Annotated in this window: 25 protein-coding genes; 12 read left to right on the top strand and 13 right to left on the bottom strand. The window is 67.1% G+C overall.

All coding sequences use genetic code 11. The features are described from left to right. The first annotated feature begins 6 nt into the window (after nucleotides 1-6). Complete coding sequence (locus L8K25_RS03805; protein WP_242137562.1) at nucleotides 7-744, top strand: hypothetical protein; 738 nt, start codon at nucleotides 7-9, stop codon at nucleotides 742-744. Here L8K25_RS03805 and L8K25_RS03800 read toward each other — a convergent pair. The 3 genes from L8K25_RS03800 to L8K25_RS03790 form a co-directional block, all read right to left on the bottom strand. Next, nucleotides 717-1307 carry a GNAT family N-acetyltransferase gene (locus L8K25_RS03800; RefSeq protein WP_242137561.1) on the bottom strand — a complete coding sequence of 197 codons (591 nt, stop codon included), beginning with the start codon at nucleotides 1305-1307 and terminating at the stop codon, nucleotides 717-719. The two genes, L8K25_RS03805 and L8K25_RS03800, sit on opposite strands and share 28 nt — an antisense overlap. Nucleotides 1308-1321: 14 nt before the next feature. Beyond that, a complete protein-coding gene (gene hemF, locus L8K25_RS03795; protein ID WP_242137560.1) occupies nucleotides 1322-2167 on the bottom strand; it encodes an oxygen-dependent coproporphyrinogen oxidase in 846 nt (281 codons plus the stop codon). A 236-nt stretch (nucleotides 2168-2403) separates the two neighbouring features. Further along, nucleotides 2404-2859 carry a tRNA (cytidine(34)-2'-O)-methyltransferase gene (locus tag L8K25_RS03790; protein WP_242137559.1) on the bottom strand — a complete coding sequence of 152 codons (456 nt, stop codon included), beginning with the start codon at nucleotides 2857-2859 and terminating at the stop codon, nucleotides 2404-2406. A 189-nt stretch (nucleotides 2860-3048) separates the two neighbouring features. Between L8K25_RS03790 and petA the strand changes: the two genes are divergently transcribed. From petA to L8K25_RS03765, 5 genes are all read left to right on the top strand, one after another. Next, nucleotides 3049-3624 (top strand): ubiquinol-cytochrome c reductase iron-sulfur subunit, encoded by a 576-nt coding sequence (gene petA / locus L8K25_RS03785; protein WP_242137558.1) that lies wholly within the window; start codon nucleotides 3049-3051, stop codon nucleotides 3622-3624. A 10-nt stretch (nucleotides 3625-3634) separates the two neighbouring features. Then, complete coding sequence (locus L8K25_RS03780; RefSeq protein WP_242137557.1) at nucleotides 3635-4939, top strand: cytochrome b N-terminal domain-containing protein; 1305 nt, start codon at nucleotides 3635-3637, stop codon at nucleotides 4937-4939. A 14-nt stretch (nucleotides 4940-4953) separates the two neighbouring features. After that, nucleotides 4954-5772, top strand: coding sequence for a cytochrome c1 (locus L8K25_RS03775; RefSeq protein WP_242137556.1), 819 nt, complete (start codon nucleotides 4954-4956; stop codon nucleotides 5770-5772). A gap of 164 nt (nucleotides 5773-5936) precedes the next feature. Then, on the top strand, nucleotides 5937-6467 hold the full coding sequence (locus tag L8K25_RS03770; RefSeq protein ID WP_242137555.1) for an adenine phosphoribosyltransferase: 531 nt from the start codon (nucleotides 5937-5939) through the stop codon (nucleotides 6465-6467). 82 nt (nucleotides 6468-6549) lie between these two features. Beyond that, the gene (locus L8K25_RS03765) at nucleotides 6550-7008 is read left to right on the top strand and encodes a hypothetical protein (protein ID WP_242137554.1); all 459 of its coding nucleotides are present in this window, start codon (nucleotides 6550-6552) and stop codon (nucleotides 7006-7008) included. Nucleotides 7009-7136: 128 nt separating this feature from the next. Here L8K25_RS03765 and L8K25_RS03760 read toward each other — a convergent pair whose 3' ends face one another. Further along, complete coding sequence (locus L8K25_RS03760; RefSeq protein ID WP_242137553.1) at nucleotides 7137-7586, bottom strand: MaoC family dehydratase; 450 nt, start codon at nucleotides 7584-7586, stop codon at nucleotides 7137-7139. A gap of 150 nt (nucleotides 7587-7736) precedes the next feature. Between L8K25_RS03760 and L8K25_RS03755 the strand changes: the two genes are divergently transcribed. Further along, entirely contained in the window at nucleotides 7737-8768 is a 1032-nt protein-coding gene (locus L8K25_RS03755) for a hypothetical protein (RefSeq protein ID WP_242137552.1), read from the top strand. 94 nt (nucleotides 8769-8862) lie between these two features. On the opposite strand, the gene L8K25_RS03750 is transcribed toward L8K25_RS03755, so the two are convergent. The 4 genes from L8K25_RS03750 to ychF form a co-directional block, all read right to left on the bottom strand. Next, a complete protein-coding gene (locus L8K25_RS03750; RefSeq protein WP_242137551.1) occupies nucleotides 8863-10122 on the bottom strand; it encodes a nucleotide pyrophosphatase/phosphodiesterase family protein in 1260 nt (419 codons plus the stop codon). A 41-nt stretch (nucleotides 10123-10163) separates the two neighbouring features. Beyond that, nucleotides 10164-11354: a hypothetical protein gene (locus L8K25_RS03745; RefSeq protein WP_242137550.1), complete on the bottom strand. Its 1191-nt coding sequence runs from the start codon at nucleotides 11352-11354 to the stop codon at nucleotides 10164-10166. A 678-nt stretch (nucleotides 11355-12032) separates the two neighbouring features. Beyond that, nucleotides 12033-12350 (bottom strand): hypothetical protein, encoded by a 318-nt coding sequence (locus tag L8K25_RS03740; protein WP_242137549.1) that lies wholly within the window; start codon nucleotides 12348-12350, stop codon nucleotides 12033-12035. 38 nt (nucleotides 12351-12388) lie between these two features. Then, nucleotides 12389-13489, bottom strand: coding sequence for a redox-regulated ATPase YchF (gene ychF / locus L8K25_RS03735; RefSeq protein WP_242137548.1), 1101 nt, complete (start codon nucleotides 13487-13489; stop codon nucleotides 12389-12391). Nucleotides 13490-13674: 185 nt separating this feature from the next. On the opposite strand from ychF, the gene L8K25_RS03730 reads away from it, so the two are divergent. Further along, entirely contained in the window at nucleotides 13675-14376 is a 702-nt protein-coding gene (locus tag L8K25_RS03730; protein WP_242137547.1) for a hypothetical protein, read from the top strand. Nucleotides 14377-14731: 355 nt separating this feature from the next. Here the strand turns inward: L8K25_RS03730 and L8K25_RS03725 are convergent, their stop codons facing one another. From L8K25_RS03725 to L8K25_RS03705, 5 genes are all read right to left on the bottom strand, one after another. Next, nucleotides 14732-15346: a TIGR02466 family protein gene (locus L8K25_RS03725; RefSeq protein ID WP_242137546.1), complete on the bottom strand. Its 615-nt coding sequence runs from the start codon at nucleotides 15344-15346 to the stop codon at nucleotides 14732-14734. 250 nt (nucleotides 15347-15596) lie between these two features. Beyond that, on the bottom strand, nucleotides 15597-16166 hold the full coding sequence (gene pth / locus L8K25_RS03720) for an aminoacyl-tRNA hydrolase (RefSeq protein WP_242137545.1): 570 nt from the start codon (nucleotides 16164-16166) through the stop codon (nucleotides 15597-15599). Nucleotides 16167-16457: 291 nt separating this feature from the next. Continuing rightward, complete coding sequence (locus tag L8K25_RS03715) at nucleotides 16458-17153, bottom strand: 50S ribosomal protein L25/general stress protein Ctc (RefSeq protein WP_242137544.1); 696 nt, start codon at nucleotides 17151-17153, stop codon at nucleotides 16458-16460. 448 nt (nucleotides 17154-17601) lie between these two features. Further along, nucleotides 17602-18465 (bottom strand): TraB/GumN family protein, encoded by an 864-nt coding sequence (locus L8K25_RS03710; RefSeq protein ID WP_242137543.1) that lies wholly within the window; start codon nucleotides 18463-18465, stop codon nucleotides 17602-17604. After that, on the bottom strand, nucleotides 18465-19364 hold the full coding sequence (locus L8K25_RS03705) for a TraB/GumN family protein (RefSeq protein WP_242137542.1): 900 nt from the start codon (nucleotides 19362-19364) through the stop codon (nucleotides 18465-18467). The genes L8K25_RS03710 and L8K25_RS03705 overlap by 1 nt, the downstream gene beginning before the upstream one ends. 118 nt (nucleotides 19365-19482) lie before the next feature. Here L8K25_RS03705 and L8K25_RS03700 point away from each other — a divergent pair, with 118 nt between their 5' ends. The 4 genes from L8K25_RS03700 to ppdK all read left to right on the top strand — a co-directional run bounded on the left by L8K25_RS03700 (nucleotide 19483) and on the right by ppdK (nucleotide 25703). Further along, nucleotides 19483-20379: a glycine--tRNA ligase subunit alpha gene (locus tag L8K25_RS03700; protein WP_242137541.1), complete on the top strand. Its 897-nt coding sequence runs from the start codon at nucleotides 19483-19485 to the stop codon at nucleotides 20377-20379. Beyond that, nucleotides 20376-20645, top strand: coding sequence for a hypothetical protein (locus L8K25_RS03695; protein WP_242137540.1), 270 nt, complete (start codon nucleotides 20376-20378; stop codon nucleotides 20643-20645). Before L8K25_RS03700 ends, L8K25_RS03695 begins: the two co-directional genes overlap by 4 nt. Next, nucleotides 20642-22957, top strand: coding sequence for a glycine--tRNA ligase subunit beta (gene glyS / locus L8K25_RS03690; protein WP_242137539.1), 2316 nt, complete (start codon nucleotides 20642-20644; stop codon nucleotides 22955-22957). The genes L8K25_RS03695 and glyS overlap by 4 nt, the downstream gene beginning before the upstream one ends. Nucleotides 22958-23036: 79 nt before the next feature. Continuing rightward, nucleotides 23037-25703: a pyruvate, phosphate dikinase gene (gene ppdK, locus L8K25_RS03685; protein ID WP_242137538.1), complete on the top strand. Its 2667-nt coding sequence runs from the start codon at nucleotides 23037-23039 to the stop codon at nucleotides 25701-25703. The last annotated feature ends 61 nt before the right edge of the window (nucleotides 25704-25764 follow it).

Below are 25764 nucleotides of genomic sequence, written 5' to 3'. Positions count from 1 at the left end.
CAGGGTATGACGAGACTCGATATCGGCGCCGTGCTGCGCGACGCCTGGGCGATGGCGAAGCGCGACCGCGACGTGCTGCTGGGGGTCTGCGGGCTGTTGCTGCTGGTGCCGCAGGTGGCGCTCGCGATGTTCGTTGCGCGGCCGCCGGCACTCCCGGGGGCGGCGGAAGAGATGACCGCCTGGCTCGCCGCGGTGCAGGCCTGGTCGCAACTCTACAGCCTGCCCGTGATCGTCCTGTCGATCGTGCTGCTGCTGGGGAGCGCGACGGTGCTGTCGCTCTACCTCGACCGGTCGCACCCGACGGTGCAGGCGGCTGTGTTGCGCGCGCTCAGCTTGTTGCCGCGGGTCGTGCTGCTGTCGCTGTTGATGTCGTTTCCGGTCAGCGTGGGCACGCTGCTGCTGTTCCTGCCGGGCCTGTATCTGCAGGGGCGGTTGCTGCTGGCGTTGCCGCTGCTGATCGATACCCCGTCGATCGGGGTGATCGCGGCCTTCACGCGCAGCTTCGCGCTGACCCGGGGGCATGGCCTGATCCTGCTGGGGGTGGCGTGCATCACCGTGTTGCTGGGGGATATTCTGGCGTTGCCGTTCCGCAGCGTCGGCGCGGCGCTGCAGGGCGCGCCGCTCGCCAATCCGGTCGTCGCCGCGATGCTGGAGGTCGGCGCGGCCGCCGGCGTGACGATCGGCATGGTCGCGACGCTGCTGATCCAGGTCGCGCTCTACCGGCGTCTCAACACGGGGACGTGAGGCGCCGCCTCGGGCGGGAGATGTCCGCTCAGGCGCGGGTCGACGAAGGTCTCGACCGTGCGGCGGACCGGCTCGAACCCCTGTTTGCGATAGAAGTTGAGCGCGGAGGGATGGTCCAGCGAGCAGGTGTGGAGCCATACCCGGGTGACGTCCTGGTTCCAGGCACGCGCGAGCGCCTCCGCCATCAGCCAGCGCCCCAGCCCGCGTCCGGCAAGTTCGGGAATCAGCGCGAAATAGGAGATCTCGCACGCGCCGTGTTCGCGGAAATCGAGCTCGACCATCCCGACTTCGATCCCCGCCGCATCGATCGCGGCGAAGACCTGTACGGCGGGGTCGTGGATGATCCGCAGCAACGCCGCCTGCTCGATCACCAGCCGCGAGAACCATAGCCACGGCGCCCCGACCCGGCGGAACAGCGTGCGATATCTGTCCGGATCGGGCGCGGGCCAATGGACCAGTCGCAGCGGGGCGGCGGGAAGCGGACGCAGCGGCGGCCGCTTGCGCATCTCGAGCGTCGTCACGACGGTGGCGACTTCATTCTCGCGGACCGGGATCAGCGCCATGCGCGGTGGTTCCGTTACGACCAGGTGGCGAGCGGGGGCAGGCTCATCAGGATCGCGTCGATGTTGCCGCCGGTCTTGAGCCCGAACAAGGTGCCGCGATCATAGACCAGGTTGAACTCGGCGTAACGCCCGCGCCATTCGAGCATCTGCGCGGTGTCGGCGGACGTGAAGGGAAGGTCCATCCGGCGGCGCACGATCCGCGGATAGACGTCGAGGAAGGCCCGGCCGATGTCCTGGATGAGCGCGAAATTGGCGTCGAACGCGCCCTCCAGGTGATCGCAGAAGATCCCGCCGACGCCGCGATGGACCTTGCGGTGGGGAATGTAGAAATAGTCGTCCGCCCATTTGGCATAGCGGTCGTAATAGTCCGCGCCGTGGGGATCGCAGGCGGCCTTGAGCACCGCATGGAATTCCTCGGTATCCTCGGCATAGGGCAGCGGCGGGTTGAGATCCGCGCCGCCGCCGAACCAGCGCTTGGTCGTGACGAGGAAGCGCGTGTTCATGTGGACCGCGGGGACGTGCGGGTTCGCCATGTGCGCGACCAAGCTGATCCCGGTGGCGAAGAATTGCGGGTGCTCGGCGGCGCCGTGGATCGACTTGGCGAACTCGCCTTCGAACGTGCCGCCGACGGTCGAGACGTTGACGCCGACCTTTTCGAACACCTTGCCCTTCATCACCCCGCGCACGCCTCCGCCGCCTGGCGAGCCGTCGGGATCGGTGCGGTCCCACGCCGTGTAGTCGAAGTCCGCGTCCGATCCCGTCTCGCGTTCGATGCTGACGAATTCGGCGCAGATCTGGTCGCGCAGGTCCTCGAACCAGTGGCGGGCGCGGGCTTGTTCGGGGTCGAGGGCGATGTCCACGGGTGGCTTGTCCTGTTGTGGTGGGAAGGGCGGTGTACTCGTCACGGCGTCGGCGGCGGGCCATTGGTAGAAGTGCTTAGGGGGCGGCTCGTTCGATCATTCCATTTTCTTCCGACGTCATCCCCGCGAAGGCGGGGATCCATACTGGCTGCCCAGGCCTGCTGAGATCAAAGGTTGCGCTAATGGATTCCCGCCTCCGCGGGAATGACGGAGCGGGGAGGGCGGACTAGGAAACGTCACGCCGTCTCCGGCCACCCGCCGGTCTGTCGCAGTGCCTCGGCGATGCCGATCCCGGCCGCCACCGCGATGTTGAGCGAGCGCATCCCCGCGACCAGCGGAATCCGCACGGCCAGATCCGCGCGGGCATGGACCGACTCCGGCACGCCGCTCCCCTCCGACCCGAGCAGCAGCGTGTCGCCGGGCGAGAATGTCGCGGCATTCAGCCCGGTCCCGCCGCGCGTGGTCAAAAGGACGATCCGTCCCGGCACCGTCGCCAGGAACGCGTCCCAATCGGCATGCCGCTGGACCTGCACCACGTCGGCATAATCCATCCCCGACCGCGCGAGCGCCTTGTCGCTCCAGGTAAAGCCGGTCGGTTCAATCACATCGACGGGGACGCCGAGGCACGCGCCAAGACGAAGAATGGCGCCGACGTTTCCGGCGATATCGGGCTGGTACAGGGCAATGCGCATTCATGCCCGCTACCACGCTTAAATTGCTGTTGGCAAAACGACGTTGCGCCGTCTAACAAGCCATGTCCTTATGGCAGCGTCCAAAGGACGATCGGACGGCGGAGGCATACGCCTCTGGCTTTCCCAATATGAAACGAACGACCGTCGCCGTGAGCAGATGGGCGAGGGCAGAGGTACAAGGGCTAATCAATGGCAACAGTCGATTCCGCCGTGCCACTTGGGGAAGATCCCGCTCCATTTCATGAGGAAGTGCCGCGTCGTCGCGATTTCCTCAACATCGCCGCGATCTCGGTAGCCGGGGTAGGCGGCGTCGTCGCCATCATCCCCCTGATCAACCAGATGAACCCGTCCGCCGACGTGCTCGCGCTGTCGACCACCGAAGTCGACCTGTCGAAGATCGAGGCGGGTTCCGGCATCATTACGTCCTTCCGCAAACAGCCGCTGTTCGTCCGCAACCTGACCCCGGCCGAGATCGCCGCCGCCGACAAGGTCGCGCTATCCGAGCTGCGCGATCCGCAGACGCTGGAGCAGCGGACCAAGGGCAAGAAGAACTGGCTGATCACGCTGGGCGTCTGCACGCATCTCGGCTGCATCCCGCAGGGGATCGTGGCGAGCGAGAATCGCGGCCAGTATGGCGGCTATTTCTGTCCGTGCCACGGTTCGCAATACGATACCGCGGCGCGCATCCGCAAAGGCCCGGCCCCGAAGAATCTCGCGGTCCCGGACTATAAGTTCACGTCGGCAACGACGGTCACGGTGGGTTGAGGATAGAACGATGAGTTTTCCCTGGGCCAAGCATTACGCACCGCAAAGCGGGTTCACCAAGTGGATCGACGAGCGCCTGCCGCTCCCGCGCCTCGTCTATGGCGCGGTCGGCGCGGGCTATCCCGTGCCGCGCAACCTCAATTACTTCTGGAACTTCGGGGTGCTCGCGGGCGCCGCGCTCGGCATCCAGATCATCACCGGCATCGTCCTCGCCATGCATTATGCCGCCAACGGTGGCGTGGCGTTCGATTCGGTCGAGCACATCATGCGTGACGTCAACGGCGGCTGGTTCCTGCGCTATGCACACGCGAACGGCGCTTCGATGTTCTTCATCGTCGTCTACATCCATATCTTCCGGGGACTGTTCTACGGGTCGTACAAGGCCCCGCGTGAGATGATCTGGCTGCTCGGCGTGACCATCTTCCTGCTGATGATGGCGACCGCCTTCATGGGCTATGTGCTTCCGTGGGGGCAGATGAGCTTCTGGGGTGCGCAGGTCATTACCGGCTTCTTCTCGGCGATCCCCGTGGTCGGCGAGACGATCCGGGTCTGGCTGCTGGGCGGATACGCGCCGGACGATGCCGCGCTCAACCGCTTCTTCTCGCTGCATTACCTGCTGCCGTTCGTGATCGCGGGCGTCATCATCATGCACATCTGGGCGCTGCACATCCCGGGGTCGAACAATCCGACCGGGGTGGACGTCAAGGGCGAGCAGGACACCGTGCCGTTCCATCCCTATTACACCGCGAAGGACGGCTTCGGGCTCGGCGTGTTCCTGCTGATCTTCGCAGGGTTGATCTTCTTCGCGCCGAACTATCTCGGCCATCCGGACAATTACGTTCCGGCCAACCCGCTGCAGACGCCCGCGCACATCGTGCCGGAATGGTATTTCTGGCCGTTCTACGCGATTCTCCGCGCGTTCACCGTCGATTTCATCCTTCCGGCCAAGCTGTGGGGGGTGCTCGCGATGTTCGGGTCGATCCTGCTGCTGTTTTTCCTGCCATGGCTCGACAGCTCGCCGGTGCGCTCGGCAAATTACCGGCCGGTGTATCGCACCTTCTTCTGGGTGCTGGTCGCCGACGTGCTCGTCCTCGGCTATTGCGGGGGATCGCCGGCGGAGCCGATCTACGTGATCCTCAGCCAGATCTGCGGCGCCTATTATTTCGCGCATTTCCTGATCATCCTGCCGATCGTCGCGCGGACCGAGCGGCCGCGGCCGCTGCCGAACTCGATCACCGAGGCGGTCCTGGCGGGCAAGGGGGGCACCAGCCCGACGCACAGTGCGGTGAGCGGTAGCCCGCTTCCGGCCGAATAAGGGGCAATTCGAGCATGATCCGCTATATTTCCTGGGCCGTCGGGGCTGCCTTCGTCTTCGTCCTCGGGCTGGCCCTGTTCAGCTCCGTATCGGGACTGATCACCGACCCGGTCGCCGCCACCGCGACCGACGTCTTCCACAAGCATCCCAAGGAGCTCGAGCTCGCCTCGAGCGGCTTCTTCGGGACGTATGACCAGCGGCAGCTCCAGCGGGGGCTGCAGGTCTACAAGGAAGTCTGCTCGAACTGCCATTCGCTCAAGCACGTCGCGTTCCGCGACCTCACCCAGCTCGGCTATTCGGCGGGTCAGGTGAAGAAGTTCGCGGCCGACTGGGGGACCAAGGCGCAAGTGTTCGACCCCAAGACGGGCGACAAGACCGAGCGGCCGAACACGCCCGCCGATCCGTTCCCGACGGTCTATTATCCCGGCCTCGGCAACCCGCCAGACCTGTCGCTGATCACCAAGGCGCGGCATGAGGGCACGCCCTATGTCTATTCGCTGCTGACCGGCTATGCGCCGCAGCCGGCCGAGCTGCTCAAGAAGTTCCCCGACGCGAAGACGCCCGACGGGCTGTACTACAACCCGTATTTCGCGAACCTCAACATCGCGATGCCGCCCCCGCTGACGCAGGACGGCCAGGTGACCTATCTCGATGGGACGAAGTCGACGGTCGACCAGAATGCCAAGGACGTCGCGGCGTTCCTGACCTGGGCGGCGGAACCGAACCTGCCCGCGCGGCATGGCGCGGGGATCGCGGTCCTGCTGTTCCTGTTGGTCTTCTGTGCGCTCGCCTACGGCGCGTACCAGAACATCTGGCGCGACATCAAACACTGATCGGCAGCCGCCGATCGGCGCCGGCCGATCGCGGGTAGGGACGGGCGGCGCGGACAGGGTCCGGGCCGCCCGTTTTTGCGTGGCGCGTTTTTGCGTGAAAGCGCGCTGGCTTCCGGGTACGAGGCGGCCCCGGCCCTGGCCGACGTGACGAGGGATGTCCGACCGTGAACGATGACCTGAAGGCCCTGATCCGCACCATTCCGGATTTCCCCAAGCCGGGAATCATGTTCCGCGACATCACGACGCTGTTGCTCGACGCCGCGGGTTTTGCCGCATCGATCGACCGCATGGCGGCGGCCACCGCCGGCCCGGTCGATCTCGTCGCGGGGATCGAGGCACGCGGGTTCCTGTTCGCCGCGGCGCTGGCGGCCCCGCTCGGGGCAGGCGTGTTGCTGATCCGCAAGGACGGCAAGCTGCCCGGCGTGACCATCGCGGAGGATTACGCCCTCGAATATGGCACCGACCGGATCGCGATCCATGCGGATGCCTTTGCGCCCGGCAAGCGCGTGCTGCTGGTCGACGACCTGATCGCCACCGGTGGCACCGCGCGCGCGGCGGTACGGCTGCTCCGCAAGGCGGGGGCCGTGGTCGAGCAGGCGCAGTTCCTCGTCGACCTCCCCGATCTGGGCGGCGCGGCGGCATTGCGCGGCGACGGGATCACGGTCGATTCGCTGGTTGCCTTCGCGGGCCACTGAGCGGGGCGGCGGAACGACGCCTTGATCCAGGGGTTATCCCAGGTGAAGCTCGACCAATGCCGGGCCCATCGAAAGCCCCGCCATGTCGTTTCTCCACGCTCTTTCCGCCCGTCCGCTCGGCAAGCTCGCGCTGGCTGCGGCGGCCCTGACCGCAACCGTCGGCCTGTCCGCCTGCAACGAGGGCTATGGCTATTCGGGCGTGAGCGTCGGTTATGCCAGCGCCGGCTGGGATCCCTATTACGGCGGGTATACCGGGGACCCGTATTGGGGCTGGAACAACGACTATTATTATCCGGGCACGGGCTATTACGTCTATGACCGTGGCAACCGCCGGCATCGCTGGAACGACCAGCAGCGCGGCTATTGGCAGGGGCGTTCGCAGGGCTGGCGCGGCGCGAACCGCGAGATGCGCCCGATGTGGCGCGATTACGGAATGCAGGGCCGGCCGGGACGCGGCGGATTTGGCGGTGGTCGACCGGGCGGCGGTCGGCCCGGCGGTGGCGGCGGCGGGCGGCCGGGTGGCGGGCGTCCGCATCGCTGATCGCGGGACGCGACAGGACGGGCAGCGTGGTGCGCGCCCAGTCCCGACCTGTCCGTCGCTTAAATAACCGCGCTCGCCCCGAACGAAGGCGCGCGGTCGCCATAACGGCGAGACGCTGCGCTCAGACCCTAGACTGCCGGCCGCGTCCGGATCAGCCCGGTCGAGATGAACGTCATCACCGCCACATCGTCCTGGTTCAGCACCGTCATCCGACTGCGATAGCTGCCCATTTCGGGACGGCTCCGGGACGGGCGCTTGTCGAGGATTTCGGTTTCGCAGCGCAGGGTGTCGCCCGGATAGACCGGTTTAAGCCAGCGCAACTCGTCGATCCCGGGCGAGCCGAGCCCGGCCTGTTGGTTCGCCTCCAGATTGGCGACGACCATCGCCATCGTCATCGCGCAGGTATGCCATCCACTCGCGGACAGCCGACCGAAATGCGTCGCGGCGGCGGCCGCGTCGGAGAGGTGGAAGGGCTGCGGATCATACGCCTTGGCGAAGGCAACGACCTCCTCGCGCGTGACGCGATAGCTGCCGAATGCCTGTGTGGTGCCGACGGCGATGTCTTCAAAATACTGCATGGCATAGGTGTCGGACGGTTGATCGCCGGTGACAAGCCCGGAATGCCGACGCCATCGGGGCACGACCGTGTCCGACCGATTCTTCCGCCGATCCTATACGCTTGCCCGCGAGCAGCGCTTGCGACACACTGCCACCGGGGGAGTGTCGGTATGAAGACGGTGGTATTGATGGTGGCGCTGGCGGTTGCCACGCCCGCGGTCGCGCGCGATCTTCAAGTGCCGGCGGACAAGGGCTGGCAACACGCCCAGACCGGTCTGGTCCTGATGTCCCGGCTGGCCGGCATGCGTCGGACCGGACTGAGCGATTCGACGCAGGGCGAACAGGACGTGGCCGCACAGTTCGCGGCACCGGATGGCAGCGTTCAGGCGACGCTCTATCTGTTCCATCCCGATGTAGCCGACGTCAGCCTCTGGTTCGACCGGTCGCAGCTCGCGCTCAGGCGCCGCGATATCTTTCGCAATGCGACCGCTGCGACCGCCCAGCCGATCGGCTTCGCCGCCGCGGGCGCGCATGCCGCGACATCCTTGCGACAGCTTTTCGCGACCCCCGGGAGTGCGCTCAGCAGCACCGGACTGGCCATCGTTCCGCTCGGGGAATGGGTCGTCAGCATCCGGATCAGCGCGACGACGTTGAACGCCGCGCAGCTCGATACCCGTCTGCAACAGCTGATCGCGGAGATCCGCTGGCCTGCCGCGGATACGCAAGCGCGTATCGCGGCGCCGATGACCGCCTGCACGACGCCGTTGCAGTTTGGCAAGGCGAAGGTCGCCAAGCCGAGCGGCGCGGACCTGTTGATGACGCTTATGATGCAGTCGGTGGCGGCAAAGGCCAGGGCGGACGACAAGACCCCCACGCCGCCGTCCCCGCCGTCGCTCTGGTGCCGGGCTGCCGAGGCGAACGCGGATTATGGCGTGTATCGGTCCGACAGTGGCGCGCAGGGGTATGTGCTCGCCCTGGGCGATGCAGGTCGCGTTGTCAGCGTCTATCCGTCGGTCATGGGTATGGTGGACAAGACCGGAACGTACACCGTGTCGTTGCAGGACGTGGATGGTACGGTATCCGCCTATCCGTCCTTCACCGCGCTGCCGACGCCATCGCAGGTCTGGGCGCTCGTCGGATCGGGAAAACGCACCGGGATGGCCAAGGGCGGCGCCATTACGATCGACCCGAAGGCGATGTAACCCCGTCGCGCATGCGATCGCCGCATCGGCCCGGTCGGTAGCGATCGTCCGGCAGCGATCGTCCTGCGTTGGGCCTGTCGCGCGCGTCCCGCCGTTACCGCGCCAGCGCCGGCCGGAACGGCGCGTCATCGCCGTCCAGGGCGCCGTCCGCCGGCAGGCCCAGCAGATCGCGCAACAACGGTGCGACGTCGACATTGTCGAACCCCGCCAGGGTGCCGAGCGGCTTGATCGCGGGCCCGTTGGCGATGAACAGCGCCGCCATCTCGGGCGCCGCCGGATCGAAGCCGTGCGCGCCGCCCGCCGTCGGATGATCGACGGGCGCGTCCTTCGTCAGCGCCAGCCAGCCGGTCTCGGCGAGACAGACGAAGGCCGGGACGCGCGCGTTCCGGCCGTAATGGAAGCGCGCCGGGATCTCGCGCTTGCGCCAGCATCGCAGGTGATCGTGCGCGCCGAGCAGCGCACGGGCGACCTCGGCCTCATGCCCGGGCATGGGATCGAGCCCGACATAGGGGCCATCGGTGATCGCATGGAAGCTCGCGGGCGGAAGCATCCGGTCGATCCGCACGACGCGGTCGGCGCTGATCGCCGCCATCCCGTGATCCGCGACGATCACCAGATTGGCGGGCTGGCCGAGGTCGGCGAGCCCCGCGCGCAACCGGCCGATCGCGGTGTCGATGTCCTTGACCGTCGCGGTGACATGCGCGTCGGCGGGGCCGTATTTGTGGCCAGCGCTGTCGACCGCATCGAAATACAGCGTCAGGAAGCGTGGCCGTGTCGCGGCCGGGCGACGCAGCCAGTCGATCACCGCATCGACGCGCTGGCGATCGTCGACCGCATTCGCATATTGCTGCCAGTCGTCGGGCCGCACGCCCTTCCAGTCGACGTTCGAACCCGGCCAGAACATCGTCGCGCTGCGGATCCCGGCCTTTTCGGCCGTCACCCACAAGGGCTCGGCCTCGGTCCACCAGAACGGGTCGTCGGTCTGCATCGTGAAGACCTCGCCCGGGCGGCGGGCGTCCTCCATGCGGTTGCCGACGATCCCGCTGCGGTCGGGGCGCAGCCCGGTGACGAGCGTATAATGGTTGGGGAAGGTGATCGACGGGAAGCTCGGTCGCATCGCCGCGCTGATCCCGCCCGCCGCGAGCGCGTCGAGATTGGGGGTGACGCCGCGGTTGCGGTAGTCCGGGCGGAAGCCGTCGATCGAGATGAGGATCGTGACCGGCGCGCGCCGCTCCGCCGCCACGACCGGGCTGGTTCGAGCCTGGTCGGGGCGGGGGGCATTGATCGGGGCGGTGACGCAGGCTTGCAGGGCAGCGCAGAGCGCGGCGGCGACGATACGGGTGGTCCAACGCATCGCTCGCCCTTGCGCCAAAACCGCGTCACTTCAATGACATTTCACCGCGCCAGCGACACTTTCGCGAACAGGCTCAGGCTGACCGGGAACGTGCCATAAGCCCGGTCGAGCGCCTTGGGCTTGGCATAGACCCCGACCGCGCCGCCCAGCGCCGCATCGAACGGCCCGACCAGCGGCAGGCGATAGGCATAGCCGCCTTCCAGCTTGTTGACCCGGAACTTGCGGTCGTCGAGCGGATCGCGCGGGTCGGGGAACAGCTCGTCATTGGCGACGCTCTCGCCGCGCGCGAACAGCGTGTTGTGCCGGTCGAGATCCCAGTTCGCCTCCGCCAGCCACGCGCTCAGCACGCGGCCGGGCAATTTGTGCTTGGCGGAATAGGCGACCAGCGTCGCGATCCTGCCGCTGGCATATTGCACGCTCGCGGTGGTGCGGGCCTCGTCACGGAACGCCTCGAGCTGTTCGGGGCTCTTGAGCCGCCCGTGGCTCGCCTGGAGCGCCCAGGCGGGCGAGGGAGTCCAGGTCGCGCGGACGCTCCACGAATCGAGGCTCGGGCGCTCGATTCCCCAGCGATACTGGTTTGGCTCGCGGCCGCGGAACGCCGAGGCCTCGAGCTGCCAGCGCGGCGCGGCATAGCCCGCGGTGAGGACGCCGTAAGTGATGTGCGTGCTGTCGAACCAGTGATGCGTGATCGGCGCCATCGGTTCATAGGTCGCGGACGCGCGGTGCATGAACGCCGAGGGGCCGAGCGCTGGCTCGGCGACCGGGCCGCCGTAGAGGAACGCGGCGCCTTTGCCGGCGTCGACGTCGATCCGCGCGGACAGCTCCATGAACAGGTCGTGCGGATGCTGGCGGTCGACCAGTTGCGTGACGCCGTCGGCGGTTTCGCCGGTCGCGAACAGGTTGGGATAGCCCTTCGCGCCCATCGCGGGCTCCAGGCTGAGCATCGCGCGGAGTTGCAGCCGCACGTCTGTGCCGAGGTCGCGTGTCGCCGACAGCATCGCCATCGACTGGACGAAGAGCGCGTCGTCCCCGCGCGGACCGCCCTGGTCGGTATAGGTCGCCCAGGCATAGCCGTGGAGCATCAACGCCCAGTCGCCCGCCATGACATGCTCGCCGAGCATCTGCCCGGCGTTGGCGGGGTTGCGCGCGGTGCCCGAGCCTTCGCCATACGCGCCGTTCATCGGGAGCATCGTCATGCCGGGCATGGCGGGCATTGCGTCGCTGGTGGGCATGGTCCCCTTTTCCTTCCCCGGCGCAGGCCGGGGCCCAGTCGTGGTGTCCATGGGCATCGTATGCTGCGCATGAAGATCGACGCTGCGCGACTGGGCCCCGGCCTCCGCCGGGGAAGCGGACGTGGGGACAGGGTTGGTTCCGCCCGCGACCGATCGAGACTCGCCCCGCGCCACGCGTACGTCCTTCCCCGGCGCAGGCCGGGGCCCAGTTGTGGCGTCCATGGGCATCGTATGCTGCGCATGAAGATCGACGCTGCGCGACTGGGCCCCGGCCTTCGCCGGGGAGGCGGAAGGGGAGGCAGCATCCGTCCCACCCGCGACCGATCGAGGTTCGCCCCGCTCCACGCCCACGTCCTTCCCCGGCGCAGGCCGGGGCCCAGTCGTGGCGTCCATGGGCATCGTATGCTGCGCATGAGGATCGATGCTGCGCGACTGGGCCCCGGCCTTCGCCGGGGAAGCGGTCGGTGCCGGGCGTGGGACTGTATGCGGGTTCGGCTTGGGCTTCAGCTTCGGCGCCGGCTGGGGCATGTCCATTGGCATGCCAGGCATCATCGCATGTTGCGCCTGTGCCGCAGACGGCAGCAGCGCGGCCACGGCGCAGGCCGTGACCAGCAGGGGTCGGTTCATCACAAGTCCTTCGCGAAATGGTACGGTCGACGCGCGCAGCGCGCGCTCGGGTCAGGCCGTTGGTCGCGGAGGGGGCAGGATCGGGGGCGCGCGCAATCCGGGGGCGACCGCGCTGGCAACGATCGCGCGGCGCATCGGGGCATAGGCGAAGGGCGTCGCCACGGGGCGGGGCGCGATCGTCGCCGGGGGAATGCAGCCGATGCAGACATGCGGCGCCATGCCGCGCTCGTCCGATGCGGGCATGTGGCGTGGGGCATCCCCGTGGTGCGCCATCGGCATCATCGCGGGCGCATCATGGCACGGCCCGTTCGCCATCGCGGGAAAGGCGAAGGCCGCGAGCAACAGCGCAAGGATCAGCCGGGCGAGCACGGCGGCGGATTTACGCCGTCCAGGCCCGCCCGGCACCATCAGACGTTGAAGCGGAAGTTGAGCACGTCGCCGTCGTGGACGACATATTCCTTGCCTTCCTGCCGGAGCTTACCCGCGTCGCGCGCGCCGGTCTCGCCGCCCAGCGCGACATAATCGTCATAGGCGATCGTCTCGGCGCGGATGAAGCCGCGCTCGAAATCGGTGTGGATCTCGCCCGCCGCCTGCGGGGCCTTGGCCCCGGCATGGACCGTCCAGGCGCGCGCTTCCTTGGGGCCGACCGTGAAGAAGGTCAGCAGCGAAAGCAATTTGTACCCGGCACGAATGACGCGTGCGAGCCCGGTTTCCTCGAGCCCCAGTTCCGACAGGAACTCGCCGCGTTCCTCGGCATCCATCGTCGCGATCTCGGCCTCGATCGCGGCGGAGACGACGACCGCCTGCGCGCCCTCGGCCCTGGCCTTCTCGAACACGCGCGCGGACTGGCTGTTGCCCTCGGCGGCGCTCGCCTCCTCGACGTTGCAGACGTAGAGGACCGGCTTGGCGGTCAGCAGCTGCGCCTGTGCGAACACGCGCGCCTCGTCCTCGTCCTTCGGGACGGTCAGCCGCGCGGGCTTGCCTTCGCGGAGCAGTTCGAGCGCCTGGCCGAGCACCGCCGCGCCGATCTTGGCTTCCTTGTCGCCCTGCGTCGCCTTCTTGGCGAGGTTGGGGACGCGCTTCTCGAGGCTCTCGAGGTCAGACAGCATCAGCTCGGTCTCGACCGTCTCGGCGTCGGCGATCGGGTCGACCTTGCCCTCGACATGGGTGACGTCGTCATCCTCGAAGCAGCGCAGCACGTGGACGATCGCGTCGACCTCGCGGATGTTGCCGAGGAACTGGTTGCCAAGCCCTTCGCCCTTCGACGCGCCGCGCACCAGCCCGGCGATGTCGACGAAGCCAAGCTGCGTCTCGATGATCTTGGCCGATCCCGCGACCGCGGCGAGTTTGGACAGCCGGTCGTCGGGGACGCCGACGTTGCCGACGTTGGGCTCGATCGTGCAGAACGGGTAATTGGCAGCCTGCGCCGCCGCGGTCTGCGTCAGCGCATTGAACAGGGTGGACTTGCCGACATTGGGCAGCCCGACGATCCCACAGCGAAATCCCATGATGGTCCTTGATAGCGCGATATTTCGAAGAAGCGTGGGCGATAGGGCTTTGCGCGCGCGAATGCCAGCGCGACGCGCGGGTGGGGCGCATCGGCGGAACAAACCTTGCGATATGTTGTTGAATTTTAAACGCGTGAAGCGCTAACCTCCGGGGCGTGTCACGGTTCTCCCTGGGGGTGAAATCGATGCCTGGACCTTCCCGATTCACCTGTGGCGTAGTCTTCGGCCTGGCGTGCGCCATCGTGTCGGCGGCGCGCGCCGATACGGCGAATGGCGCGGTTTCCGCGGAGCTTGCGCCGCACGCAGTCGCGCCTGGCGCTGGGTCGCGCGCGATGCGGGTGCTGAGCCTTCCCTCCCGCGCCACGGTCGTCGCGATGACGCCGCTCCCGACGCGGGTGACCGGTAGCGACTCGGCCAGTGATCCCGGGGCACGGGGACCGGACGGATTCTACGACCTGCGGCTCGCGCAGAGCGATGCGCCGAACAAGCTCGCCAGGATCAAGCGCAATCTCCAGCTGCGCGGAACGGGTATGCGCGACGCCTATCTGCACGGCGACCACGGTCTGCGCATGTCGGTCGGGAGCAGCTACCACATGCAATATCGCGCCGCGGAACAGGGCCCGGGTGCCGCCGCCGGATCGGGCGCGTTGATGCGCCTGCCGGTCGGCGCGGTGAATTTGCGGAACGGCTATGAAGGATACGCCCCGGTCGCGATGGCGGGGTATGACACGTTCGTCAGCGACCGCATGAAGGTCGGGATCGAAGGCGGCATGATGATCGGCCGCTCGACCGCGATGTACGCCGACGAAACTGTCCCGGGCACGGGCGACGGCAGCCGGGTCGGGCGCAACCCGGTGGCGGACGTGGTGATGACCTACGCGTTCTGAGGCCTGGCCATCGGGCGGGCGTCACGTTTACGCTGGCTGTCGTCGGCAACCGTTTTGGCCGCGCGCCGCGCGCGATCTACCCCCTCCCGTCACCACGCCGAAGGCGAGACCTTTGCGAAACCATACGTGTTCTCCCGCGAAGGCGGGAGTCCAGGAGTCACGAGTACTGTAAGCCGTTGTTTTGCTTGATTCTGGATTCCTGGCTTCGCGGGAAAACACCAATCGAAGGGTCCGTAAACGGACTTTCGCAGAGGTCTTGCGAAGGCCGGGCCGCCAGGCGGAATACGCGAACCGCGGTATCTCGCCAGCCACCCGACCGCCCCCGGCCTTCGCCGGGGTGACGCGAGCGGAAGCATCACCAGCGATAGTTGAAGCTGATGCTGATCCGCTCTGCCTTCGCGGTGCCCGGCGCGACTTCGTGGCGCAGCCAGCTTTCCCACAGGAACACGCTGCCCGCCTCGGGCGCGACATAGACGAAACTGCGCTGGTCCTCGCGCGCATCGCCGAGGCGTGGCGGCGCGGCCATCATCATCGGCAGCCGCGGGTCTTCGAGCTTCAGCGCGCCCGCGCCCTCGGGGACCGCGATATAGACCGTGCCCGAGATGACGCTATGCGGATGGACGTGGCCCGAATGCGTGCCCCCCGGCTTCATCACGTTGACCCACAGGCTGTCGAGCTTCAGCTTGCCGCCCTGCAGATCGAACGCGCACGCTTCGGCAAACTTCGCGACATGCTTGTTGAGCAGCTTGACGAGATCCCCGAACGCCGGGTCGCGCATCGGCAAATCGTCGAGCGACGCATAGGAGGTGTAGCCGCGATAGCCATGCGCCTTGGACCAGCTCCGCCCGGCGCGATCGTCCTCGGCGAGCATCCGGCACGACCGGTCGAGCTCGGCCACCAGCGCCGCGTCCTTCAATTTGCCGTCGTAGAACGGCGTTGCGAAAAGGCTGCGGACCGGGGAGGTTTTCATGGGCTGCCTATCCTCCAGTGCGCCGCCGTTGCCAAGCGATCGGTTGCGCAAGCGGATGCCGGAGGCGCTTTTTCTTCGGTCGGCTTGCGGCTTCCCCCGGCTGCCCTTCCCCGGCGAAGGCCGGGGCCCAGGAGAGGGCCGTCAACGGCGGCGGTGGCGCGTCGTTACTCCGACCTTCGCGACTGGGCCCCGGCCTTCGCCGGGGAAGTGGAGAGCAAGAGGAAGAGGAAGCGAGAAGGAAGCAGCCGAGCTACCGCGCCAGGCGCAAGGCCACGTCACTCATGAACCGCTGGTCGTCGCCCGTCGCCAGCCACGACGCCTCGGCCGCGATCGCGCCGAGCACGTCGCTCAACGGATCCAGCTCGGCCTTGGCGTAATTGCCGAGCACATAAGGCGACACCTTGTCCTTGTGCCCGGGATGGCCGATCCCGATGCGGACTCGCCGGAAGTCCTCGCCGATATGCTGCGCGGTCGAGCGGATGCCGTTATGCCCGGCAGCACCGCCGCCGGTCTTCACCTTGACGCGGAACGGGTCGAGATCGAGTTCGTCGTAGAAGACGGTGACGTCGGCGGGCGTCAGCTTGTAGAAGCGCATCGCCTCGCCGATGCTGCGGCCGCTTTCGTTCATGAAGGTGGCGGGCTTGAGCAGCAGGATCTTCTCGCTGCCGATCCGGCCGTCCTGGGTCCAGCCCTGGAACGCCTTCCTGACGCTGCCGAAGCCGTGCATCTCGGCGATCGTGTCGACCGCCATGAACCCGACATTGTGCCGGTTGAGCGCATATTGCGCACCGGGATTTCCGAGACCGGCCCAGAGTTGCATGTGTCGCGGTCCCTACCTCTGTATCGCTCAGTCCGTTTGTCGCGCGCTGGACCATAGCGCCTGTGCGCCTCGCGCGTCACCCCGGCGGAGGCCGGGGCAGTCCTGTTGCTTTGCGAAACGGCTGCCCCAAATCCGGCGGCCCCAGCCTTCGCCGGGGTGACGCACGCGTAAACCGAATGGCCAGGAGGAACCCGTCGCGCATGCACGAAAAAGGGACAGCCTGCCGGACGCGCACGCCGCAGACTGTCCCCTTTCCCGACCCTCCCTGCGCGCAGGAAGGAGCAGACAGGCTTATTCGGCCTTGTCGTCCTCGGCCTTGTCGTCCTCGGCGGCGGCTTCTTCAGCAGCTTCCGCTTCGGCTTCGGCCGACTGCGCTTCGGCAACCGCTGCTTCCAGTTCCTCGTCCTCGACGGTCGGGACGGTCGGCGGCACGATCGTGGCGATCGCGAAGTCGCGATCCGAGATCGACGGCTCGACGCCGTTCGGCAGCTTTACGTCCGAAATGTGGATCGATGCGCCGACTTCGAGCCCTGCGAGCGAGATGGTGATCTCGCCGGGGATCTCGGCGGCGTCGCAGACGACCTCGATCTCGTGACGCGTGACGTTGAGCACGCCGCCGGCCTTGGCGATGCCGGGCGCGTCGTCTTCATCGGTGAACACGACGGGGACGCTGACGGTGACGGTCGAATGCGCGCCGATCCGCAGGAAGTCGACATGGACCGGACGCTCGGTGACGACGTCGAAGGTGACGTCCTTCGGCAGGGTGCGAACCTGCTGGCCACCGGCGTCGAGCATGACGACCGAATTCATGAAGTGACCCGTGTTGAGCAGACGCATCAGCGCCTTTTCCTCGACATGGATCGACAGGGGTTCCTGCTTGTTGCCGTAGATTACGGCGGGGACGCGGCCTTCACGACGAAGCAAACGGGAGGCTCCCTTGCCAACCTGTTCGCGCGTCTCGGCTGCGAGCGTCATCTGTTCGCTCATTGCAATGCTCCGAAATACTTGAAGTGGTATGTTCCGGCCAAGCCTCCAGGGATGACCCTGACCGAAGCGCGAGCGCATAGGGGAGCGAGCCGGAAAAGGCAAGATGGCGGGAAAGGCGCGGTGGGCCTAAAAACCGATGTCCGTCACTCCGGCGAAGGCGAGACCTCTGCGAAACCATACGTGTTCTCCCGCGAAGGCGGGAGTCCAGGAGTCGCGAGTACTGTAAGCCGTTGTTTTGCTTGACTCTGGATTCCCGCCTTCGCGGGAAAACAGCAATCGAAGAATCCGTAAACGGACTTTCGCAGAGGTCTGGCGAAGGCCGGCGCCGTGTGGTTATCCGGGCGCAGCGAGACGGCTGGGTGCGGTATCGCCGGTTTTACCCCCTAACATGGCGGCCCCGGCCTGCGCCGAGGTGACGGCGTTGTTCAAGCCGCGTCTACATTCCGAGTCATTGTAATCGATCCACTTTCACGCCGCGCGCGCGCAGCAGGTCGACCACCGATCCCGCCCCGACCAGATGCCCAGCCCCCACCGCCACCAGCACGCGCCCGGGCCGCGCCATCCGTCGGACGATCGCGCCGGCCCAGCGCCGGTTGCGCGCGACAATGAGCGAATTTGTCAGCACCGGATCGCGTCGCACCGACTCGAGCGTAGCGGCGAGCGCGCGCGCGTCGCCCGCCATCCAGGCCGACAGCAGCATCCGATACCCCCGCGCCGGATCGACGGCGTCCTGCGCAGCATCCCGCAGCAGCGTGCGTTGCGACGCTTCGGGCAGGCGATCGAACAACCGCAATTGCCCCGCGCGCGTTTCCAGCGCGCCGATCGCCTTGCCGCGGAACCGCTCGGCCAGCACCGGCTCGACGCCCAGATCTCCGGAAGCATCGTTGACATGCCCGCCAGCCGAACCGAGCACGAGCGCCGCCCCCCACGTCCTATACCCCTGCAGGTCCCCCGCCGACTGGCCCGCCGCCGCAATCCCCCGCGCCAGCAGCGCCCGGTCCGCCGGCGCGACCCGCGCCGACAGCGGCGGCAGGCCCGGCGCGCGCGCCATCGCCTCGAACTGCGCATGCGCGTCGCCGGCGGCAGGCGGCACCTCGAGCACCAGCGTATCCGCCGCCGCGATCGCCGCGCGAACCGTGGGCGTTTCCCACCGCACCTGCGGCGGCAGCGCGTGGATCGTCCCGATCAGCCAGATCGTCGTGGCCGCGTCCGACACGCGCCACAGCGCGGGCCGCGCGTCGACGGGCGGCGCCGGCCGCGCACACCCCGCCAGCAGCAGCGCGACCGCGACCAGGCCCGCCCGCCAGCGCATCAATAGGGAATGCGCACGGCCTTGAGCCGGTATTTCGCGAGCTGCGCCTGGACGCTGTCCTTGCCGGCGAGATGCCCCGCGCCGACCGCGATGAACACTGTCCCCGGCGTCTTCATCCGTTGCGCGATCCACGTCGCCCAGCGCGCGTTCCGCTCGACCAGCAGTACGCGGTACAAATTGGGCTGGCTGGTCAGGTCCTCGTTCATCAGCGCGCTCAGCCCCTCGGCGTCGCCCGCCTTCCAGCGGTCGAGCATCGCGTTGATCATGCCGTCGAACTTGTCGATGTCCTTTACGCTCGACACGAGGAAAGCGACCTGGTCGGCCTGCGACAGGCCGTGGAAATAGCCGAGCTGTTGCTGCAGCGTCTCGAGCCCCGCGATCGGCTTGTGCTGCGCGGTGGCGGCGGCGGTGAGCGTCGCCTCGGCACCGTCGGCGGCGCTGAACCCGGCCTTTTGCAATGCGAGTTGCGACAGCGTCACCGCGACGAACCACGGCTCGAACTTCTCGAGCGCGGCGGGCGGGATCCCGAGCCTGGTCATCGCCGCGGCATAGGCCGCGCGGTCGCCCGCGGGGAGCTTCTGCGTCAGCGGCACGCCCGTCGTGTCGGTTGCGAGCGGCAGCACCACCTTCTGCGCGGTGGCCGGATCGGGCAGGGGGATTTCGAGCATCAGCTGCCCGCTCGAATCGAAGGCCTTGCGCACCGCCGAATCGAACCAGCCGAGATGCGGCTTGAGCGCATGCACCGTCCCGAACAGATACACGGTCGTGTCCTTGTCCTTCACGACCCACAGCGCGGGATCGGCGGGGATGGTCGCCGGGGCGGATGCCGCGACCTGCGCCGGCGCGGCGCTTGCCAGCAGCAGCATGGTCAACGGAAGGAGCGTGCGGATGATCTTCATGCGGGAAATTCCATGGCGCGGTTCGGTGGCTGTCGCGCTATCGTCTAAACCGGCCCGGGTTAACAGCATCCGATGAGGCGTTGACCCCCTTGCGGCACTGCGCCAAAGCCTCGCCATCATGACCGACCGCCCGATGAGCTTCCAGCGGATGATCCTAACGCTCCATGACTATTGGAGCGATAGGGGATGCCTGATCCTGCAACCCTATGACATGGAAATGGGGGCAGGCACGTTCCACACCGCCACGACGCTGCGCGCGCTCGGCCCCAAACCGTGGAACGCGGCCTTCGTCCAGCCGTGCCGTCGCCCGACCGACGGCCGCTATGGCGAGAACCCCAATCGGCTTCAGCATTATTACCAGTATCAGGTGATCCTGAAGCCCAGCCCCGCTGATTTGCAGGAGCTGTACCTCGGCTCGCTCGCGGCGATCGGGATCGATTTCACGAAGCACGACATCCGTTTCGTCGAGGACGATTGGGAGTCGCCGACGCTGGGCGCCTGGGGCCTTGGCTGGGAAGTCTGGTGTGACGGGATGGAAGTTACCCAGTTCACCTATTTCCAGCAGATGGGCGGGTTCGACATGAAGCCGGTCGCGGGCGAGCTGACCTATGGGCTGGAGCGGCTCGCGATGTACATTCAGGACAAGGACAGCGTCTACGACCTCGCGTTCAACGACGCGGGCGTGACCTATGGCGAGGTGTTCCACGAGAATGAGGTCGAGATGTCGACCTGGAACTTCGAAGTGGCGGACACCGACAGCCTGTTCGATTCGTTCCGTAAGCATGTCGCCGAATGCGAGAACAGCCTCGCGGCGGGGTTGCCGATTCCGGCCTACGAGCAGGCGATCAAGGCGAGCCACGTGTTCAACCTGTTGCAGGCGCGCGGGGTCATCTCGGTCGCCGAACGGCAGGCGTATATGGGCCGCGTGCGCGATCTCGCGAAGGGCAGCTGCCAGGCGTGGATCGAAAAGCACACGCCTGCGTGGCAGGACGCCTATCCGGGGTGGACGGCGTGATCCGCGCCGCAGACATTTTCTTTTTCGGTGGCTCGGTGGCTTTGCGGGAGAAGAAGGGTTTTCTCGCACAAAGCCACAAAGGCACGAAGATGCTGCGCTTCGTGTCCGCCGGTCGGTCTGCTTCCGGCTTTGCAATAGAGCTGCGCTCGGCTCTGAGCGCCGACGACCGTCGACTTCTCCGCCTTCTTCCCTTCGTGTCTTTGTGCCTTTGTGCGAGCCAATCCTTCTCCACGACGGCGCATAACCTCCCAACGGTGCCCGCATGACCGATTTCCTCCTCGAACTCCGCTCGGAAGAAATCCCTGCGCGGATGCAGGACCGCGCGCGCGAGGACCTCGCCAAGCTGTTCGCCGCCGAACTGGCGAAAGCCGGTCTCGCCGCGACCGAGCTCGTCACCTACGCCACCCCCCGCCGCCTCGCGCTCATCGCCCGCGGTCTCCCGCTGGAGACGGCCGCGGTGTCCGAGGAAACCAAGGGCCCCAAGGCCAGCGCGCCGCCGCAGGCGCTCGAAGGCTTCCTCCGCAAGACCGGCCTCACGCGCGAGCAACTGGTCGAGCGCGACGGCGTGCTGTTCGCCGTGGTCGAGCGTGAGGGTCGCGCCACCACCGGCGTGCTCGCCGAAGCGATCCCCGCGATCATCCGCGCCTTTCCCTGGCCCAAGGCGATGCGCTGGGGCGGGGCGTCGACCACGATGGAATCGCTCCGCTGGGTCCGCCCGCTGCAGGGGATCGTCGCGCTGCTCGGCGAGGAGATCGTGCCGGTCGAGATCGCCGGGATCACCAGCGGTGCCGCCACCGTCGGTCATCGTTTCCATCATCCGGGGATCATCACGATCGGTTCGGCGGACGATTATGTCGAGAAATTGCGCGCCTGCCATGTGATCGTCGACCAGGCCGAACGCCGCCAGATCATCGCGCTCGGCGCGACGATGGCCGCGCGCAAGGCGGGGCTCGAGCTGGTCCAGGACGAGGGGCTGCTGACCGAGAATGCCGGGCTGACCGAATGGCCGGTGCCTTTGTTGGGGCGCTTCGATGCTTCGTTCCTCAGCGTGCCGCCCGAGGTGATCCAGCTGACCGCACGCGTGAACCAGAAGTATTTCGTGTGCCGCGATGCCGGCGGTGCTTTGGCGGATGCGTTCGTGTGCACAGCCAATATCGATGCGGTGGATGGCGGCGAGAAGATCGTCGAGGGCAACCGCAAGGTGCTCGCCGCGCGGCTGTCGGATGCGAAGTTCTTTTACGAGACCGATCTGAAGGTGCCGCTGGAGGCGCAGGCGGAGAAGCTCGACCGGATCGTGTTCCACGAGAAGTTGGGCACGGTTGCGGACAAGGTTGAGCGCGTTGCGAAACTGGCACGCTGGCTGATCGAAGAGGGCGTCATAAAGCCCCTCCCCTTCAGGGGAGGGGTTGGGGGTGGGGCCGTGCCTGCTTCCGAAGGCCAGATTGCTGAACCGCCCCACCCCAACCCCTCCCCTGAAGGGGAGGGGCTAAAGGAAGAGCTCGCCAATCTGGCGCACCGCGCGGCCCTGCTCTGCAAGGCAGATCTCGTCACCGGCATGGTCGGCGAATTCCCCGAGCTGCAAGGCCTGATGTGCGGCTATTACGCCGCCGCCCAAGGCGAAGACCCCCGCGTCGCCGCCGCGATCCGCGATCACTACAAGCCGGTCGGGCAGGGCGATGACGTGCCGACCGATCCGGTGACGGTGGCGGTTTCGCTGGCGGACAAGCTGGATACGCTTGTCGCGTTTTTCTACGCTGACATGCCGCCTACCGGTTCCAAAGATCCGTTCGCCTTGCGCCGAGCGTCGCTCGGCATTCTGGAATTGCTCGTGAAGAACGATTTGCGGCTGAGCCTTTGGGAATGGATCAGTCGCGGTCTCGCTGGCCTGACTCGGCAAAAGTGCTGGAAAGGCATGCCTGATGACGCATTCGCTGTACACCAAGCCGGGATACAGGTGGCCTTCGCCAACCTTCCGGCCTTCTTCGCCGACCGCCTAAAAGTCCAGCAACGCGAAGCCGGCGTCCGCCACGACCTGATCGACGCGGTGTTCGCGCTCGGTGGGGAGGATGATCTGGTGCGCCTGCTCGCGCGCGTCCATGCGTTGCAGAAGTTCATCGGGACCGCGGACGGCACCAACCTCCTCGCCGGCTACAAGCGCGCCGCGAATATCCTGAAGAAAGAGGGCGTTCCTTCTTCTCCCTCTCCCCTCCGGGGAGAGGGCCGGGGAGAGGGGCTGCCACAAGCGCCATCGCCCGATACTGCCCCTCTCCCCGACCCTCTCCCCGCAAGCGGGGAGAGGGAGAAGGTTTCGCTGTCCTACACGCCCGAACCAGCAGAGACTGCGCTCGCCACCGCGCTCGACTCCGCCGAACCCGCCGCCACCGCGGCGATCGCGCGCGAGGACTTCGAAGCCGCGATGGCCGCGCTCGCCAGTTTGCGGGCACCGATCGATACGTTCTTTGAAACCGTGATCGTCAACGACCCCGCGCCCGAAAAGCGCACGGCCCGTCTCGCACTGCTCGACCGCGTCCGTGCTGCAGTGCACAACGTCGCAGACTTTTCGCGGATCGAGGGGTGATGCAATCGCTTCGAGCCTGACCTTAGCCTAACCTTCCAATCGCCTCCCCAGCGAATTCAACCTGTTAGAGGGAAGACGCATGACTCAGTACGTATACCGCTTCGGCGGCGGGGTGTCCGATGGTGGCAAGGGCGACCGGAATTTGCTGGGGGGCAAGGGCGCGAATCTGGCGGAGATGGCATCGATCGGCCTGCCGGTCCCGCCGGGCTTCACCATCTCGACCGACTTCTGCGCGGTCTATTACGATGAGGGCGGCCAGTTTCCGCAGGGCCTGCGCGACGAAGTCGCCACCGGGATCGCACATATCGAAGGCATTACCGGCAAGACGTTCGGCGACGCCGCCGACCCGCTGCTCGTCTCGGTCCGGAGCGGGGCGCGCGCCTCGATGCCGGGGATGATGGACACCGTCCTCAACCTCGGGCTCAACGACCAGACCGTCGAGGGCCTTGCCGCCACCTCGGGCGATGCGCGCTTCGCGTGGGACAGCTACCGCCGCTTCATCCAGATGTATTCGGACGTGGTGCTCGAGCTCGACCATGGCGCGTTCGAGGAAGCGCTTGAAGTCGCGAAGGAAGATCGCGGCTATTTCCTCGACACCGATCTCAGCGCAGACGATCTGCGCGCGCTCGTCGCGGAGTACAAAGGCCTCGTCGAGCAGCAATGGGGCAAGCCCTTCCCGCAGGACGTGCATGACCAGCTCTGGGGCGCGGTCGGCGCGGTGTTTGGTTCGTGGCAGTCGGAACGCGCGAAAGTCTATCGCCGCCTCAACGACATCCCGGCCAGCTGGGGCACCGCGGTCAACATCCAGGCGATGGTGTTCGGCAACATGGGCGAGACGTCGGCGACCGGCGTCGCCTTCACCCGCGATCCCTCGATCGGCACGCGCGCTTATTACGGCGAGTTCCTGATCAACGCGCAAGGCGAGGACGTCGTCGCCGGCATCCGCACCCCGCAATATCTGACCGTCGCCGCGCGCGAGGCGGCAGGGGCCAAGCCCGCTTCGATGGAAGAGGCAATGCCCGAAGTTTATGGCGAGCTGGCGAAAGTGTTCGACCTGCTCGAAACGCATTACCGCGACATGCAGGACATCGAATTCACCGTGCAGCAGGGCAAGCTGTGGATGCTCCAGACCCGCTCGGGCAAGCGCACCGCCAAGGCCGCGCTCAAGATCGCGGTCGACATGGCGAACGAGGGGCTGATCACGCGCGAGGAAGCGGTCGCGCGGATCGATCCGATGGCGCTCGACCAGCTGCTCCATCCGACGCTCGACCCCAAGGCAACGCGCGACGTGCTGACCAAGGGGCTCCCCGCATCGCCGGGTGCGGCGTCGGGCCATGCCGTTTTTGACAGCGATACTGCCGAAAAACGTTCGAATGCCGGCGATTCGGTGATCCTTATCCGCACCGAGACGTCGCCTGAGGACATTCACGGGATGCACGCGGCACGCGGCATCCTTACCGCACGCGGCGGGATGACCAGCCACGCCGCGGTCGTTGCTCGTGGCATGGGGCGGCCGTGCGTCTCGGGCGCGGGGTCGATTTCGATCGATGCCAAGGCGGGCACGATGCGGGTCGGCGAGCGCACGATCAAGGCGGGCGACATGGTGACGATCGACGGCACCACCGGCGAGGTGATGGCGGGCGAAGTCCCGACCGTTCAGCCCGAACTGTCGGGTGATTTCGCGGCGTTGATGGTCTGGGCGGACGGCGTGCGCCGCCTCAAGGTCCGCGCCAATGCCGAGACCCCGCTCGACGCCAAGGTCGCGCGCGAGTTCGGGGCCGAGGGGATTGGCCTGTGCCGGACCGAGCACATGTTCTTCGATGCCGAGCGCATCACCAACGTCCGCCAGATGATCCTGGCCGAGGACGAAGCCGGTCGCCGCACCGCGCTCGACAAGCTGTTGCCCGAGCAGCGCGCGGATTTCGTGCAGCTGTTCGAGGTGATGGCGGGTCTGCCGGTGACGATCCGTCTGCTCGATCCGCCACTCCACGAATTCTTGCCGCACGAAGAATCCGAATTCGCGGATGTGGCGGCAGCCGCGGGAATCGCGGTCGACGTGCTCAAGCGGCGGGCGCAGGAGTTGCACGAATTCAACCCGATGCTCGGTCATCGCGGGTGCCGACTGGGCGTGACCTATCCTGAAATCTACGAAATGCAGGCGCGCGCGATCTTCGAGGCGGCGGTCGATGTGGCGCAGCGCTCGGGTGCGGCGCCGATCCCCGAGGTGATGATCCCGCTGGTCGGCACGCGGCGCGAGCTCGAGCTTATGAAGACGGTCGTCGACAAGGCGGCGCAGATCGTGTTCGAGCAGACCGGTACGACGCTGGACTACCATGTCGGCACGATGATCGAACTGCCCCGCGCCTGCCTGATGGCGGACGAGATCGCCGAGGTCGGCGCGTTCTTCTCGTTCGGGACCAACGACCTGACCCAGACGACGCTCGGCGTCAGCCGCGACGATGCCGCGCGGTTCCTCGGGACCTATGTCGAGCGCGGGATCTATGCTCGCGACCCGTTCGTCAGCCTCGACGTCGAGGGCGTCGGGCAATTGATCGCGATGGCGGCAGAGCGAGGTCGCAAGACGCGGCCCGACATCAAGCTCGGCATCTGCGGCGAGCATGGCGGCGATCCCGCAAGCATCGCTTTCTGTGAGAAGGTCGGGCTCGATTACGTCTCGGCCTCGCCGTACCGCGTGCCGATCGCGCGGCTCGCGGCGGCACAGGCGGCGCTGGCGAAGCGCGACTGAGGTGGATGCGGAGCGGCGGGTGCGGAAGGGGCGAGCGCCGCCCCTCCGCCGTCCTCCCGGA

This window comes from Sphingomonas sp. TREG-RG-20F-R18-01, from assembly GCF_022662475.1.
Taxonomy (GTDB): domain Bacteria; phylum Pseudomonadota; class Alphaproteobacteria; order Sphingomonadales; family Sphingomonadaceae; genus Sphingomonas.
Note: the sequence above shows the minus strand (reverse complement) of the source record. Positions and strands in the feature narration are given on the sequence as shown.